The organism is Kaistia hirudinis, assembly GCF_014196455.1.
Lineage (GTDB): Bacteria > Pseudomonadota > Alphaproteobacteria > Rhizobiales > Kaistiaceae > Kaistia > Kaistia hirudinis.
In genome coordinates, this window is the sequence record NZ_JACIDS010000003.1 from 574,212 (window position 1) to 588,955 (window position 14,744).

Consider the following 14,744-nt stretch of genomic DNA (forward strand, 5'->3'; position numbering starts at 1 on the left):
AGGAGGAGAGGCAATGATGGCCGTGACGTCCGAGACTGCACGAGTGGAGACGAAGCGTCGGCGGTTCAGCCTCGGCGGCGGCGCGACCGGGCCGTTCATCGGCCTGATCGCGATGTGCATCTTCCTGTCCCTCGCGACCGACACCTTCTTCTCGGTGCGGAATTTCCTCAACGTGATGGACCAGGTCACGGTGATCGGCGTCATGGCGATCGGCATGACCCTGGTGATCCTGATCGGCGGCATCGACCTGTCCGTCGGTTCGGTCCTGGCCCTCTCCGCGATGGTGATGGGCTTCCTCGGCAATACGATCGGTCTGCCCTTCGGCGTCGCGATCCTGGCTGCCCTGCTTGCGGCGGCGCTGTGCGGGACGGTCTCGGGGCTGATGATCACGCAGCTCAACATGCCGCCCTTCATCGCCACGCTGGCGATGATGTCGATCGCGCGCGGCATCGCCTCCATCATCACGGATGGCGAGCAGATCGTCGGCTTCCCCGACTGGTTCTCCAACCTGGCGATTATCCGCTATGGCGGCTTCCTGAGCGCGACCGTCGCGACCATGATCGTGCTCGCCTTCGCGTTCTGGGTGTTCCTGCGCTTCCGCCCGGCCGGTCGCGCGCTCTATGCGATCGGCGGCAGCCCCGAGGTTGCCCGCCTCGCCGGTATCCGAGTCAAGGCCGTGACGGTCCGGGTCTACATGGTGTCCGGCCTGCTCGCCGGCCTCGCCGGCGTCATCCTGTCCGCGCGCCTCGACAGCGCCCAGCCGAGTTCCGGCCTCGGCTACGAACTCGACACCATCGCCGCTGTCGTGATCGGCGGCGCCAGCCTCGCAGGCGGCGTCGGCGGCATTGCCGGCACGGCCGTCGGCGTCCTGATCATCGGCTTCCTGCGCAACGGCCTCAATCTCCTGCACGTCTCTCCCTTCGTGCAGCAGGTCGTCATCGGCGTGGTCATTGCGCTCGCCGTCGCCGCCGACACGCTGAGGAGCCGCCGTCGGCACTGAACAAGGCCGGCGCGGCGATCGAGCCGCTGCCGGATGGAGGAATTCGGGCGGCCTGCCGTCCGAGACGTTTCGCCCGAAAGGCGAGACGGAGGCCCCGGAGGGGGTCGCACCGAACGCAGCCGGCCCAAAGTCCGGCGGCGCCCAACCCTGGAGGAGAAACATGTTCACTCGTCGTACCACGCTTCTGGCCGCCGCCGCGGCCTTCGCGCTCACCGCCACGATGGGCGTCGCCGACGCCAAGGAGGCCAAGAAGATCGGTCTCGCCGTCGCCAATCTGCAGGCCAATTTCTTCAATCAGATCAAGCAGTCGGTTGAAGCGTACGGCAAGGAGAAGGGCCTCGAGGTCATCACCGTCGACGCCAAGGGCGACGCGGCGACGCAGGTCAGCCAGATCCAGGATCTGCTGGCGCAGAACGTCGACGCGCTGATCTACATCCCAGCCGGCGCGACCGCCGCCGCCGTTCCGGTCAAGGCCGCCCGCGCTGCCGGCGTCCCGGTCGTAAACATCGACCGCAATGCGGAAGGTTCGCCCGGCGACACCTTCATCGCCACCGACAGCGTCACCTCGGCCAAGCAGGTATGCGACTATCTGGCCAAGCAGGCTGGCGGTAAGGGCGAGATGGTCATCGTCCACGGCCAGAAGGGCACCACGCCCGAGGTCGATCGCTCCAAGGGCTGCGCCGAGGCGCTCAAGGGCTATCCGGACATCAAGGTCGTCGGCGAGCTGTGGTCGGAAGGCTGGCATCAGGACGAGGGCTTCAAGCTGACCTCGGACCTGCTGCAGTCGAACCCGAATGTCAGCATCATCTTCGCCCAGGCCGACGCGCTCGCGCTCGGCGCCGCCCAGGCGGTGAAAGTAGCCAATTCCGGCCACCGGATCTTCATCGGCGGCTTCGACGGCGACACGGCCGCTCTGACGGCGCTGAAGGACGGCGTGTTCGACGTGACGGCGACCCAGCAGACCCAGAAGATGGGCCGGCTCGGCGTCGATGCGGCGATCGCGCTCGTCGCGGGCGAGAAGCTCCCGGCCGAGCAGCTTCAGGACGCGACGCTGACGACGAAGGAAAACGTCGACCAGTTCATCGCCAACCACCCCTGACGCGTATCCGCGCCAAGCACGATGAGGGACGGCGCCCAGGCGCCGTTCCTCAGGATCCGGCCGGCCTGTCACCTCGCCGGCGGCGGACATTTCAATCGAGGCCAACGCGATGACGGTTTCCTCCCCCTCTCCCGACCGCGATGTCGTGCTGCAGCTCCGGGGCATCGGCAAGACTTACGAGCCGGTGACCGTGCTGCGTAACCTCGATCTGGATGTGCGCCGCGGCGAGGTGCTGGCGCTGCTCGGCGAGAACGGCGCCGGCAAGTCGACGGCTTCGTCGATCATCGCCGGTCTCGTCCGCCCGACGGTCGGCACGATGACATGGCAGGGCGCGCCCTATGCGCCGGCGAGTCCCGCTGATGCCCTCTCCGCCGGCATCGGGCTGATCCATCAGGAGATGCGGCTGCTGCCGGATCTCTCCATCGCCGAGAACGTCTTCGTCGGTCGCCTGCCGGTGGCGGGCGGCAGGGTGGACCGGGCGCAGATGGAGCGGCGCGCTGCCCAGCAGCTGCATCGGCTCGGCCTCGACGTCTCCCCGTCCATGCTGGTGCGCGAGCTGCGCGTCGCCGCCCAGCAGCAGGTGGAGATCGCCAAGGCGCTGACGCTGAAGGCGCGGCTCCTCATCTTCGACGAGCCGACCGCGGCGCTCGGCGGCGATGAGACCGACCGCCTCTTCGAACAGATCGCCAGCCTCAAGGCCGAGGGCGTCTCCTTCATCTATATCAGCCACCGCCTCGACGAGATCGCGCTGATCGCCGATCGCGTCGCCGTCCTCCGTGATGGCGAACTGGTCGCGACGCATGAGACGGCCCAGGTCCCGGTGAAGCGGCTGGTCGAGGACATGGTGGGCCGCCCGCTCGACCGCATGTTCCCGGCGATCCAGTCGATCGAGGGCGGCGCGACCCGCATCGAGGTCGAGGGCCTGACCGGTGTCGATGGTGCCTTCTCCGATGTCAGCTTCGCGGTCCGGGCCGGCGAGGTGTTCGGCATCGCCGGCATCGTCGGCGCGGGCCGCACCGAGCTGGTTCGTGCGATTGCCGGGGCTGATCCGGTCGTCTCGGGCACGGTCAAGGTCGACGGAGTGCCTGTGCATCCCGGCGATCCCCGCGCGGCGCTCGACCAGGGCATCGTGCTGGTTCCGGAGGATCGCAAGGCGCAGGGCGTGCTGCTCGACCACACCATCGCCGACAATATCGCGCTCGGAAACTATCCGCGCGTCGCGCCGTCCGGCTGGGTCCGGCCGGCGGCGGTGGAGCGTTTCGCCGAGGCGGCGATCAAGCGTTTCGGCATCAAGGGGCGCGGCGGCCAGCTCGCGCGCCAGCTCTCCGGCGGCAATCAGCAGAAGGTCGTGATCGCGAAGTCGATCTCGCGCCAGCCGCGGGTCGTCATCCTGGACGAGCCGACGCGCGGCATCGACGTCGGCGCCCGCGCCGCGATCTACGATGTCATCGCCGAGCTGGCGCGAGAGGGCCTGGCGGTGATCGTCGTCAGCTCCGATCTCGACGAGGTGCTCGGCCTGTCGCATCGGATCATGGTGCTGAATCGGGGCCGGAACCGCGGCATTCTCGGACACGAGGCCGCCGGCCGGATTGAAGTGATGGAACTGGCCACGACCTGAGCGTGGCGCGAAGGAGACGGACATGAACCTGTTCAGCCTCGAGGGCGAGATCGCGCTGGTCACCGGCGGCGGCAGCGGCATCGGCCAGAGCATCGCGATCGGTCTCGCCAAGGCGGGCGCCGACGTCGCAATCTTCGACATGCCGACCAGCCCGGGCGTCGCCGACACCGTCGCGGCGATCGAAGCGACCGGGCGGCGTGCCTTTGTCACGGCAGGGACGGTCACCGAGGCGGCCGACATCGCCTCGGCGGTGGAGAGGATCGAGGCAGAGTTCGGCGCCCTGTCGATCGCCGTCAACTCAGCGGGCATCGCCAATGCCGCCCCGGCCGAGGATCTGCCGCTGGCGCAGTGGCAGCGCATGATCGACGTCAATCTGACCGGCGTGTTCCTGTCCTGCCAGGCCGAGGGGCGGGCCATGCTGAAGCGCGGCCGGGGCGCGATCGTCAACATCGCGTCCATGTCGGGCTCGATCGTCAATCGCGGCCTGACCCAGGCGCACTACAACGCCTCCAAGGCGGGCGTCGTGCACCTCTCGAAGAGCCTCGCCATGGAGTGGGTCGAGAAGGGTATCCGCGTCAATGTGATCAGCCCCGGCTACACGCTGACGCCCATGAACCTCCGTCCCGAGGTCGCCGAGCAGCGCAAGATCTTCGAGCGCGAGACGCCGATGCAGCGCATGGCTGTGCCCGATGAGATGGTCGGCCCGGCGGTGTTCCTGCTCAGTCGTGCGGCGTCCTATGTCACCGGCGTCGACCTCCTGGTCGATGGCGGTTTCGAGTGCTGGTGACCGGCCTCATTCCCCGGCGCGGTAGCCGACGCCGGGTTCCGTGACGATCAGCTTCGGATTGACCGGGTCGGCCTCGAGCTTCGCACGGAGCTGGCCGACATAGACGCGCAGATATTGCGTGTCGTGCTCATGGGCCGGCCCCCAGACCTCGCGCAGGATCTGGCGATGCGTCACGACGCGGCCGGCATGGCGGGCGAGGAAGGCGAGCAGGTCGAATTCCTTCGGCGTTAGCTTCACCTCCGCACCGTCGCGGACGACGCGATGGCGCGGCAGGTCGATCTCGATCGGTCCGAGCCGCAGCACCGGCGTTTCGACCGTCGCGCGGGCATGGTGCCGGAGCGCCGCCCTCAGGCGCGCCATCAGCTCGCCCATGCTGAAGGGCTTGTTCACGAAATCGTCGGCGCCAAGATCCAGCGCCTCGATCTTCTCGGCATCGCGATCGCGCGCGGAGAGCACGACGATCGGCGTATCGGTCCAGCCGCGGAGGCGCCGGATCACCTCCTTGCCGTCCATGTCGGGCAGGCCGAGGTCCAGAATGACGATCTCGGGCCGGCGGCTCGCGGTCATCGCGATCGCCTCGGCTCCGTTCTCGGCCTTCAGCGCCTCATAGCCATTCGCGACCAGCGCAGGCGCCATGAAGCGATGGATCGCCGGCTCGTCATCGACCACGAGCACCCGCGGCAGCTGCATCTCCTAGCCCTCCATCTGTCGTGCGCCGGTCATGTCGGGCGGCGGCGCGAGCGGCAGGCGGATCGTGATCCGCGTTCCCAATGTCGCGCCTGGTGCCGGGCTCGTCGCGGACACCGTGCCGCCATGCGCTTCGACGATTCCCTTGGTGATCGCAAGTCCGAGGCCGGAGCCGTCGCCGCCATCGCCATTGTCATGCGCGGCGCGCACGAATTTCTCGAACACATGCGGCAGCACCTCGGCGGCGATCCCCGGCCCATCATCGGTGACGGCAATCTCCAGCCGGTCGCCGGTGGCTTCGGCGGCGAGTTCGATTTTGGAGGTCGGCGCCGTGTGGCGCACGGCATTGCCGACGACATTGCCAAGCGCCTGGTCGATCAGCCCCGGATCGGCGAAGAGCAGCGGCAGCGCCGGTGCAACGCGGATCGAGAAGCCCTGCTGCGCGCCACGGCGCCTGGCGGCGGCGACGGCCCGGTTCAGCACCTCCGCGACATCGATCCAGTCCCGCCGCAGCTCGAGCGCGCCTGCCTCCAGCCGCGTCATCGAAAGGAGGTTGCGCACCATCGCGTCGAGATGCTCGGCCTCGTCGCGGATATGGCCGAGAAGATCGCGCCGCGTCGCTTCCGGCATGCCGCCGCCATAGTCGAGCAGGCTGGTCGACGCGCCGAGGATCGAGGCGAGCGGCGTGCGGAAATCATGGCTGATCGAGGCGAGCAGGATGTTGCGCACGCGCTCCGTCTCCGCGGCCGTCCGTGCACTCGCGACTTCCGTTGAAAGCCGTGCCCGGACGAGGGCTGCGGCGGTCTGCTCGGCGAGCGTCGCCAGCAGCGCCTCGCTCTCGGCGTCGAAGGGCGCACTGCCGGCCGCCCCACGCTCGACGCCGATGACGCCGAGCGGCTCGGCCTCGGCCGATCCTGCGAAAGGCACGAAGCGCCAAGCTGCGTCCGGCAGGGTCTCGGTTCCCGCGCCCGCCGCCTCGCGATGGTCGAGCGCCCAGCGCGCGGCGGTCATCGAGGCGGTGTCGAGTCGGTCCTCCGGCGGCCAGGCGGCGGCAATCGCGAGGTCGCCGCCCGGCCTGGTCAGGATCACCGCGGCCCGGCCGAGCGCCGCATGGATCTCGATCGCGGCGGCCTCGGCGACGGCGGTGCGGTCGGGGAGAGCCGAAAGCTTGCGCGTAAAGTCATAGAGCCGGCGTGTCGCGCGGATGCGCAGCGCCGCCGCGCGCGTCTGCTCGCGGGCGCGGCCGGCAATCGCCGAGATCAGGACCGCGACGGTGAGGAAGATCACCAGCGCCAGCAATTCGTGCGGCCGCGCGACCGTGAGTGTTCCGACCGGGTCGATGAAGAAGAAGTTGTAGGCGAGGAAGGAGAGCGCCGAGCCGAAGATCGCCGGCCATACGCCATAGCGGATCGCGGGCACCAGAACGGCCAGCAGGTAGAGCATGGAGACGTTCGGCAGCGCGACGAACTGGGTCAGGAGGCGTCCGATGACGCTCGCCAGCGCGACGCAGGCCGTCGCGGCGAGATAGCCCGCGGCGCCACCCGAGGCCGGCAGCTTCGGCCGCTCCATCCGCCGCGCGACGCTTTCCGCCGTGACGACATGGATCGCGACGCCGTCGGCCTCGCGGACGAGCGCATCGGCGAGGCTACGGCGCAGGCGCAAGGGCCGACGTGGCTGCGCCTTGCCGATCACGATCTGCGTGACGTTCTCGAAGCGGGCAAAGCGCAGCAATTCCGCGGCGATGTCACCCGCCACCAGCGAGCGCGTCTGCGCCCCGAGGCTCTCGGCGAGCCGCATGCCGGCCTCGAGCCGCGCCCGCTCGGCCGCCGCGACCGTCCGGCCCGGCCGCTCGACCGTTACCGCGAACCAGCTCGCATCGAGCAGGTCGGCGAGGCGCTTCGCCTCCCGCACCACGCGTTCGGCGGCGACGTCGGGTCCGACACAGACCAGCAGCCGCTCTCCGACTGCCCAGGGTCCTTCGATCGCCGAGCCCTGCATGCGCTCGAGCAGGTCGCTGTCGACCCGCGCCGCGACGCGGCGGAGCGCTAGTTCCCGGAGCGCCGTCAGATTGCTCGGCTTGAAGAAGCTCTGCACGGCGCGCGTCGCCGTATCCTCGACATAGACCTTGCCCTCGGCGAGCCGCCGCAGCAGCTCATCCGGCGGCAGATCGACGAGGATGATCTCGTCGGCCTTCTGCAGCGCCGTGTCGGGAACGGTTTCGCGGACGCGGACCCCGGTGATCCGCTGCACCACATCGTTGATGCTCTCGACATGCTGGATGTTGAGCGTCGTCCAGACATTGATGCCGGCGGCGAGCAGTTCCTGCACATCCTGCCAGCGCTTGGCGTGGCGGCTGCCTTCGATGTTGGAATGGGCATATTCGTCGACGAGAAGCAGCTGTGGTGCGCGCTTCAGCGCCGCGTCGACATCAAACTCGGCGACGAGCCGGCCGCGATAGGGAATGTTTCGCCGGGCCAGCACCTCGAAGCCGCCGACGAGCGCCTCGGTCTCGGCGCGGCCATGGGTCTCGACGAGGCCCACGACGACGTCGAGGCCGCCGGCCTTGGCGGCGCGGGCGGCCTGGAGCATGGCGAAGGTCTTGCCGACGCCGGGGGCGGCGCCGAGGAAGATGCGCAGTTTGCCGCGCATCTCCCGTTCGGCGGCTGCGAGCAGCGCGTCGGGCGACGCGCGGGGTGTCGCCTCATTGCTCACCGGCGCGCCTCGTCAGGATGCCGGAGGGACGGGCGCCGGCTTGCCGGCCTTCGCCGCGGCATCATCGAGCGCGATGTTGAGCTTGAGCACATTGACGCGGGGATCACCGAGGAAACCGAGTTCCGGTCCCTCTATGTGCGCCTGGACGAGCCCGCGGACAACTGTCGCGTCGAGGGCGCGCGCCTTGGCGACGCGCGGCACCTGCGCCAGCGCATAGGCCGGCGAGATATGCGGGTCGAGGCCGCTGCCCGATGTCGTGATGGCATCGGCGGGGATCGGACCGGCCATGCCGGCGGCCTGCATCGCCGCGGCGTCGCTCTTCAGCCGGTCGGCGAGCTTGGCGCTGGTCGGGCCGAGATTGGTGCCCGACGAGGTGCTGGCGTCATAGCCATTGCCGGAGGCCGAGGGTCGGGGGTGAAAATACCCCTCGCCGGCGACCGCCTGGCCGATCAGCGCGGACCCGACCGGGGTACCGTTCCGTTCGATCAGGCTGCCCTTCGCCTGGAAGGGCAGCACGGCCTCGGCGACCTCGGTCATGGCGAGCGGATAGAGGAGGCCGGTCAGGAGGGTGAAGGCGACGAGCAGGGTCGCCGCGGGACGTAGTTCGGAGAGCATCGTGGATGTTCCTTAGGCGAGGCCGAGGGCGACGATCGCGAGATCGACGAGCTTGATGCCGACAAAGGGCACCAGGATGCCGCCGAGGCCGTAGACGAGGAGATTGCGGGCGAGCACAGAGCCGGCTTCCTGGGCGCGGTATTGGACGCCGCGAAGCGCAAGCGGGATCAGCGCGATGATGATCAGCGCGTTGAAGATGACCGCTGAGAGGATCGCGCTCTGCGGCGAGTGGAGACCCATCACATTGAGCACGCCAAGTTCCGGGATGGCCGCGATGAACAGCGCCGGGATGATGGCGAAGTACTTCGCGACGTCGTTGGCGATCGAGAAGGTGGTCAGCGCGCCGCGCGTCATCAGCAGCTGCTTCCCGATGCCCACGATCTCGATGAGCTTGGTGGGATCGCTGTCGAGGTCGACCATGTTGCCGGCCTCGCGGGCGGCCTGCGTGCCGCTCTGCATGGCAACGCCGACATCCGCCTGCGCGAGCGCGGGTGCGTCATTGGTGCCGTCGCCGCACATGGCGACAAGACGGCCCTGGCGCTGCTCGTTGCGGATATAGGACAGCTTGTCCTGCGGCGTTGCTTCGGCGATGAAATCGTCGACGCCGGCTTCCGACGCGATCGACGCCGCCGTGATGGGATTGTCGCCGGTGACCATCACCGTGCGGATGCCCATGCGGCGCAGCTCTGCGAACCGCTCCTTGATGTCCGGCTTCACCACGTCCTTCAAATGGATGACGCCGATGATCCGTCCGCCCTCGGCGAGGCCGAGCGGCGTTCCGCCCGAGCGCGCGATGCGCTCGACGGCAGCGTTGAAGGCCGGGATTTCCGGGGCCGGCCGGCCGCTGGCGCCGGCGACGAAGCGGCGAACCGCGTCGATGGCGCCCTTGCGGATCTGGCGATCGCCGACATCCGCGCCGGAGAGACGCGTCGCCGCCGAGAACGGAATGAAGTTCGTGCCCGCCTCCGCCTGTTCCGCGACGGCGATGCCATAGCGCTCGCGGGCGAGAGCGAGGATGGAGCGGCCCTCGGCGGTCTCGTCCGCGAGGCTTGCCTCGACCGCGAGCCGCGCGGCTTCCTCCTCGGAAACGCCGGGAACCGGGATGATCTCGGTCGCCATGCGATTGCCGAAGGTGATCGTGCCGGTCTTGTCGAGCAGCAGCGTGTCGACGTCGCCGGCCGCCTCGACGGCTCGTCCGGACATGGCGAGCACATTGTGGCGGATCAGACGGTCCATGCCGGCGATGCCGATGGCCGAAAGCAGGCCGCCGATCGTCGTCGGGATCAGCGTGACGAGCAGCGCGACCAGGATCGGCACGGGCACGTCGGCGCTCGCATAGCGTCCGAGCCCGGCAAGCGCCACGACGGTGATCAGGAAGATCAGCGTCATGCCGACGAGGAGGATCGAAAGTGCGATCTCGTTCGGTGTCTTCTGCCGCTCAGCACCCTCGACGAGTGCGATCATGCGGTCGAGGAACGACGAGCCGGGGCTGGCGGTGATGCGCACCACGATCCAGTCCGAGATGACGGTGGTGCCGCCGGTGACGGCGGAGCGGTCGCCGCCCGATTCGCGGATGACCGGTGCCGATTCGCCGGTGATCGCGGCCTCGTTGACCGAGGCGATGCCGGATGTGATCTCGCCATCGCCGGGGATGAGGTCGCCGGCCTCGACATAGACGAGGTCACCGATCTTGAGGTCGAGCGCGGAGACGCGATCGAAATGGGCATGGTCCGCCGGGTCGCGGAGGCGCTTCGCCACCGTATCCGTGCGCGCCTTGCGCAGCGTGTCGGCCTGGGCCCGGCCGCGGCCTTCCGCGATCGCCTCGGCGAAATTCGCGAACAGCACCGTGAACCAGAGCCAGGCAGCGATCTGCCCGTTGAAGCGGAGTGGCAGCCCGGCGATCAGGTCGCGGATGAAGATGACCGTGACCAGAAGGGCCACGATCTCGGTGACGAAGATCACCGGATTGCGCATGAGATGCGCGGGGTTGAGCTTGGCGAAGGCGTCGCGCGCGGCCCGCCCGATCAATTCGGGCGAGGCGATGCGGGACGAGGCCGTTTCGGTCTTGCTGGACATGGATGGATCTCCGAAGCGACGGGCTCAGAACGTCTTCCCGGCCAGCATCTGCACCTGCTCGGCGATCGGGCCGAGGGCGAGAGCGGGGAAGAACTGGAGGCCGCCGACGATGAGGATGACGCCGGTCAGGAGGCCGACGAAGAGCAGGCCATGGGTGGGGAAGGTGCCGGACGAGGCGGTGAGGCGTGTCTTGCCGGCGAGCGATCCCGCGATCGCCATCATCGGCACGATATAGGCGAACCGGCCGAGCATCATCGCGATGCCGAGCGTCGCATTCCACCACGGGCTGTTCGCCGAGAGGCCGCCAAAGGCGGAGCCATTGTTTCCGGCCGCCGACGAATAGGCGTAGAGGATCTCGGAGAGGCCGTGCGGACCGGCATTGCCGAGACCCGAGAGCGCCGCTGGCAGGACGGTGGCCACGGCCGAGAAGCCGAGGATCGCCGCGGGCAGGATCAGGATGGCGAGCATGGCCATCTTCACTTCCTTGGCCTCGATCTTCTTGCCGAGGTATTCGGGCGTGCGTCCGACCATCAGGCCCGCGACGAACACCGCGATGATCGCCATCACCAGGAGGCCGTAGAGGCCGGAGCCGACGCCGCCGGGCAGGATCTCGCCGAGCTGGATCATGAACATCGGCACGAGGCCGCCGATCGGCGTGAACGAGCCATGCATGGCGTTGACGCCGCCATCGGAGAGGCCGGTGGTCACGGTCGCGAACAGCGCCGAGCCGGCGAGGCCGAAGCGGACCTCCTTGCCCTCCATATTGCCGCCGGCCGGATCGATGCCCGCCGCATGCAGCATCGGCGTGCCGGCAGCCTCGGCCCAATAGGTGATGCCGATGCCGACGATCAGGATGAGGCCGATCGACGCGAGCAGCGCGCGCGCCTGGCGACGATCGGCGACGAGGCGGCCGAAGGCGAAGACGAGCGCCGCCGAGACGACGAGCATCTGCCAGATCTCGAGCGCGTTCGAAAGCGCGGTCGGGTTCTCGAAGGGGTGCGCCGCATTGGCATTGAAGAAGCCGCCGCCATTGGTGCCAAGCTGCTTGATCGCGATCTGGCTCGCGACCGGGCCGAGCGCGATCGTCTGCTTGGCGCCCTCGAGCGTCGTGACGGTCGCGCTGGCGTCCAGCGTCTGCGGCACGCCCATGGCGACCTGGATCAGCGCGGTGACCACCGCGAGCGGCAGCAGCACGTAGAGCACCGCACGCGTCATATCGACGAAGAAATTGCCGACGCCGCTTGCCCCGGACCGCGCAAAGGCACGGACCAGCGCGACGGCCAGCGCAATGCCGGTCGCGGCGGAGAGGAAGTTCTGGACCGTGAGCCCCGCCATCTGGCTCAGGAAGCTCATGGTCGTCTCGCCGCCATAGGACTGCCAGTTCGTGTTGGTGACGAAGCTGACGGCCGTGTTGAAGGCGAGATCCGGCGAGAGCCCGGCGAAGCCGAGCGGGTTGAGCGGCAGAAGGCCCTGGAGGCGCAGCAGCGCGTAAAGCAGCGCGAAGCCGGCCGCATTGAAGACCAGCATCGCGACGGTGTAGCCGAGCGCGCTCTGCTCACGGGATGGATCGACGCCCGCGACGGCGTAGAGCCCGCGTTCGATCGGCCGGAAGAGGGGGGAGAGGAAGGTTCGCTCGCCTGCGAAGACGCGCGCCATATAGGCGCCGAGCGGTGCCGCGGCCAGCAGGACCACGGCGAGGATGACGGCTATCTGAAGCCAGCCGACGACGGTCATGGCATTTCTCTTGTTTCGGGAATGGAGCGGGCGTCAGAACTTCTCGGGTCGCAGCAGCGCGATCACGAGATAGACGGTGAGCCCAAGTGCGATGGCGGCGCCGAGGACGAGGTCCAGCATGGCTCAGGCCTTCGCGACGACGCGCGCATAGGCGACGAGCAGCGCGAAGCCGCCGAGCCCCAGCACGAGATAGAGGATATCGGACATGATGCAGCCCTCCTTTCGGGGTCGGGCTAAGCATCTATGGACAGGCGGATAAGGGCTCCATCGGGAATGGAGGCGGCCTGCATAAGGATCGCGTAAAGACGCAATGAAAAAGGCCGCCGTCCCGGTCGGGGCGGCGGCCTTTCGCGCGGCTTCTTGCGTTCGCCTAGACTTTTTCTTCGGCGCGACGGTTCTGGCGGTTGGCGATGAGATCCTCGACGACCGACGGGTCGGACAGCGTCGTGATGTCGCCGAGCGCGCCGAACTCGTCCTCCGCGATCTTGCGCAGGATGCGGCGCATGATCTTGCCGGAGCGGGTCTTCGGCAGGCCGGGCGCGAACTGAATCAGGTCCGGCGTCGCGATCGGGCCGATCTCGCGGCGGACCCAGTCCTTCAGCTGCTTCTTGAGGTCCTCGCTCGGCGTGACGCCCTGCATCAGCGTGACATAGGCATAGATGCCCTGTCCCTTGATGTCGTGCGGATAGCCGACGACCGCAGCCTCGGAGACGCTGTGGTTCGAGACCAGCGCGCTCTCGACCTCGGCCGTGCCCATGCGGTGGCCGGACACGTTGATCACGTCGTCGACGCGGCCGGTGATCCAGTAATAGCCGTCGGCATCGCGCCGGCAGCCATCGCCGGTGAAGTACATGCCCTTGTAGGCGGAGAAATAGGTCTGCTCGAAGCGCTCATGGTCGCCATAGACCGTGCGCATCTGGCCCGGCCAGGAATCGAGGATGACCAGATTGCCCTCGCAGGCGCCTTCCAGAATCTTGCCGTCGCCGTCGACGATGGCGGGTTGAACGCCGAAGAACGGCCAGGACGCAGAGCCGGGCTTCAGCGGGGTCGCGCCGGGGAACGGCGTGATCAGGATGCCGCCGGTCTCGGTCTGCCACCAGGTGTCCACGATCGGGCAACGCCCGTCACCGACGACGCGGTGATACCATTCCCACGCTTCCGGATTGATCGGCTCGCCGACCGAGCCGAGCAGGCGGAGCGAGGCGCGCGAGGTCGATTTCACCGGCTCCTCGCCGCCCTGCATCAGGGCGCGGATCGCGGTCGGGGCCGTGTGGAAGATCGTGACCTTGTGCTTGTCGACGACTTCCCAGAAACGCGACGTGGTCGGGTAGTTCGGGATGCCCTCGAACATGACGCTGGTCGCGCCATTGGCGAGCGGTCCGTAGACGATATAGCTGTGGCCCGTGACCCAGCCGATATCGGCCGTGCACCAGAAGACGTCGTCCTCGCGCAGGTCGAACACGATCTCATGGCTCATCGCCGCGTGCAGCAGATAGCCGCCGGTCGTGTGCAGCACGCCCTTCGGCCGGCCGGTCGACCCGGAGGTGTAGAGGATGAACAGCGGATCTTCCGCGCTCATCGGCTCCGGCTCGCAGAAGTCCGGAACGGCCGCCGCGAGCTCATGGTACCAGTAGTCGCGGCCGGCATGCATCGCGACTTCCGAGCCCGTGCGGCGGATGACGAGCACCTTCTCGTCGCCGATCGTGCGGGTCAGCGCCAGGTCGGTATTGTGCTTCAGCGGCACCTTCTTGCCGCCGCGCACGCCCTCGTCGGCGGTGATCACGACCTTGGAATGGCAGTCGCCGATGCGGCCCGCGAGGCTGTCCGGCGAGAAGCCGCCGAAGACGACGGAGTGCATCGCGCCGATGCGGGTGCAGGCGAGCATCGCCATCGCCGCCTCGGGGATCATGGGCAGGTAGATCGTGACGCGATCGCCCTTCTCGACGCCGAGGCGCTTCAGCACATTGGCGAAGCGGTTCACCTCCGCGTGCAGTTCGCGATAGGTGATGGCGCGCGACTCGGAAGGGTCGTCGCCCTCCCAGAGAATCGCGACCTTGTCGCCGCGCGTCGCCAGATGGCGGTCGAGGCAGTTCGCGGAGACGTTCAGAACGCCGTCCTCGAACCAGCGGATCGCAACGTCGCCGAGCTCGAACGATGTATTCTTGACCTTGGTGAACGGCTGGATCCAGTCGATCCGTTTCGCCTGCTCGGCCCAGAACACATCCGGATTCTCGATCGACTGCCGGTAGAGCGAATCATACGCGGCGGTGTCCAGACGCGCGGCGCGCGCCCACTCTTCCGGAATCGGATGGATCTTGTCGTGCATGCCAACCTCCCATTGCCGCACCCGCGCACGCTAGCCGATGCGGCGGCCTCCGCAATTGAGATAAGTCATTCTCGCCTCATGTCGCAACCG

General features: G+C 68.3%; 11 protein-coding genes. 4 read left to right on the forward strand and 7 right to left on the reverse strand.

What is annotated here, in order from left to right:
- Window positions 1-16: 16 nt before the first annotated feature.
- The 4 genes from GGR25_RS12705 (at window position 17) to GGR25_RS12720 (ending at window position 4,504) form a co-directional block, all read left to right on the forward strand.
- Window positions 17-1,000, forward strand: a complete 984-nt coding sequence (locus GGR25_RS12705) for an ABC transporter permease (protein WP_183399579.1) — start codon at window positions 17-19, stop codon at window positions 998-1,000.
- A gap of 160 nt (window positions 1,001-1,160) precedes the next feature.
- Window positions 1,161-2,099, forward strand: coding sequence for a sugar ABC transporter substrate-binding protein (locus tag GGR25_RS12710; protein WP_183399148.1), 939 nt, complete (start codon window positions 1,161-1,163; stop codon window positions 2,097-2,099).
- A 109-nt stretch (window positions 2,100-2,208) separates the two neighbouring features.
- Window positions 2,209-3,717 (forward strand): sugar ABC transporter ATP-binding protein, encoded by a 1,509-nt coding sequence (locus GGR25_RS12715; protein ID WP_183399149.1) that lies wholly within the window; start codon window positions 2,209-2,211, stop codon window positions 3,715-3,717.
- A 22-nt stretch (window positions 3,718-3,739) separates the two neighbouring features.
- A complete protein-coding gene (locus GGR25_RS12720; RefSeq protein ID WP_183399150.1) occupies window positions 3,740-4,504 on the forward strand; it encodes an SDR family oxidoreductase in 765 nt (254 codons plus the stop codon).
- Between the two features lie 6 nt (window positions 4,505-4,510).
- Here GGR25_RS12720 and GGR25_RS12725 read toward each other — a convergent pair whose 3' ends face one another.
- The 7 genes from GGR25_RS12725 to acs form a co-directional block, all read right to left on the reverse strand.
- Window positions 4,511-5,194, reverse strand: a complete 684-nt coding sequence (locus tag GGR25_RS12725) for a response regulator (protein WP_281378612.1) — start codon at window positions 5,192-5,194, stop codon at window positions 4,511-4,513.
- 3 nt (window positions 5,195-5,197) lie between these two features.
- Window positions 5,198-7,903, reverse strand: coding sequence for a DUF4118 domain-containing protein (locus GGR25_RS12730; protein WP_183399151.1), 2,706 nt, complete (start codon window positions 7,901-7,903; stop codon window positions 5,198-5,200).
- Window positions 7,904-7,915: 12 nt separating this feature from the next.
- Window positions 7,916-8,518, reverse strand: a complete 603-nt coding sequence (gene kdpC / locus GGR25_RS12735; protein WP_183399152.1) for a potassium-transporting ATPase subunit KdpC — start codon at window positions 8,516-8,518, stop codon at window positions 7,916-7,918.
- A 12-nt stretch (window positions 8,519-8,530) separates the two neighbouring features.
- Window positions 8,531-10,594, reverse strand: coding sequence for a potassium-transporting ATPase subunit KdpB (gene kdpB, locus GGR25_RS12740; protein WP_183399153.1), 2,064 nt, complete (start codon window positions 10,592-10,594; stop codon window positions 8,531-8,533).
- A gap of 24 nt (window positions 10,595-10,618) precedes the next feature.
- Window positions 10,619-12,328: a potassium-transporting ATPase subunit KdpA gene (gene kdpA, locus GGR25_RS12745; RefSeq protein WP_183399154.1), complete on the reverse strand. Its 1,710-nt coding sequence runs from the start codon at window positions 12,326-12,328 to the stop codon at window positions 10,619-10,621.
- Window positions 12,329-12,361: 33 nt separating this feature from the next.
- Window positions 12,362-12,448 carry a K(+)-transporting ATPase subunit F gene (gene kdpF / locus GGR25_RS25105; protein WP_183399581.1) on the reverse strand — a complete coding sequence of 29 codons (87 nt, stop codon included), beginning with the start codon at window positions 12,446-12,448 and terminating at the stop codon, window positions 12,362-12,364.
- Between the two features lie 250 nt (window positions 12,449-12,698).
- On the reverse strand, window positions 12,699-14,654 hold the full coding sequence (gene acs / locus GGR25_RS12755; protein ID WP_183399155.1) for an acetate--CoA ligase: 1,956 nt from the start codon (window positions 14,652-14,654) through the stop codon (window positions 12,699-12,701).
- Window positions 14,655-14,744: the final 90 nt, after the last annotated feature.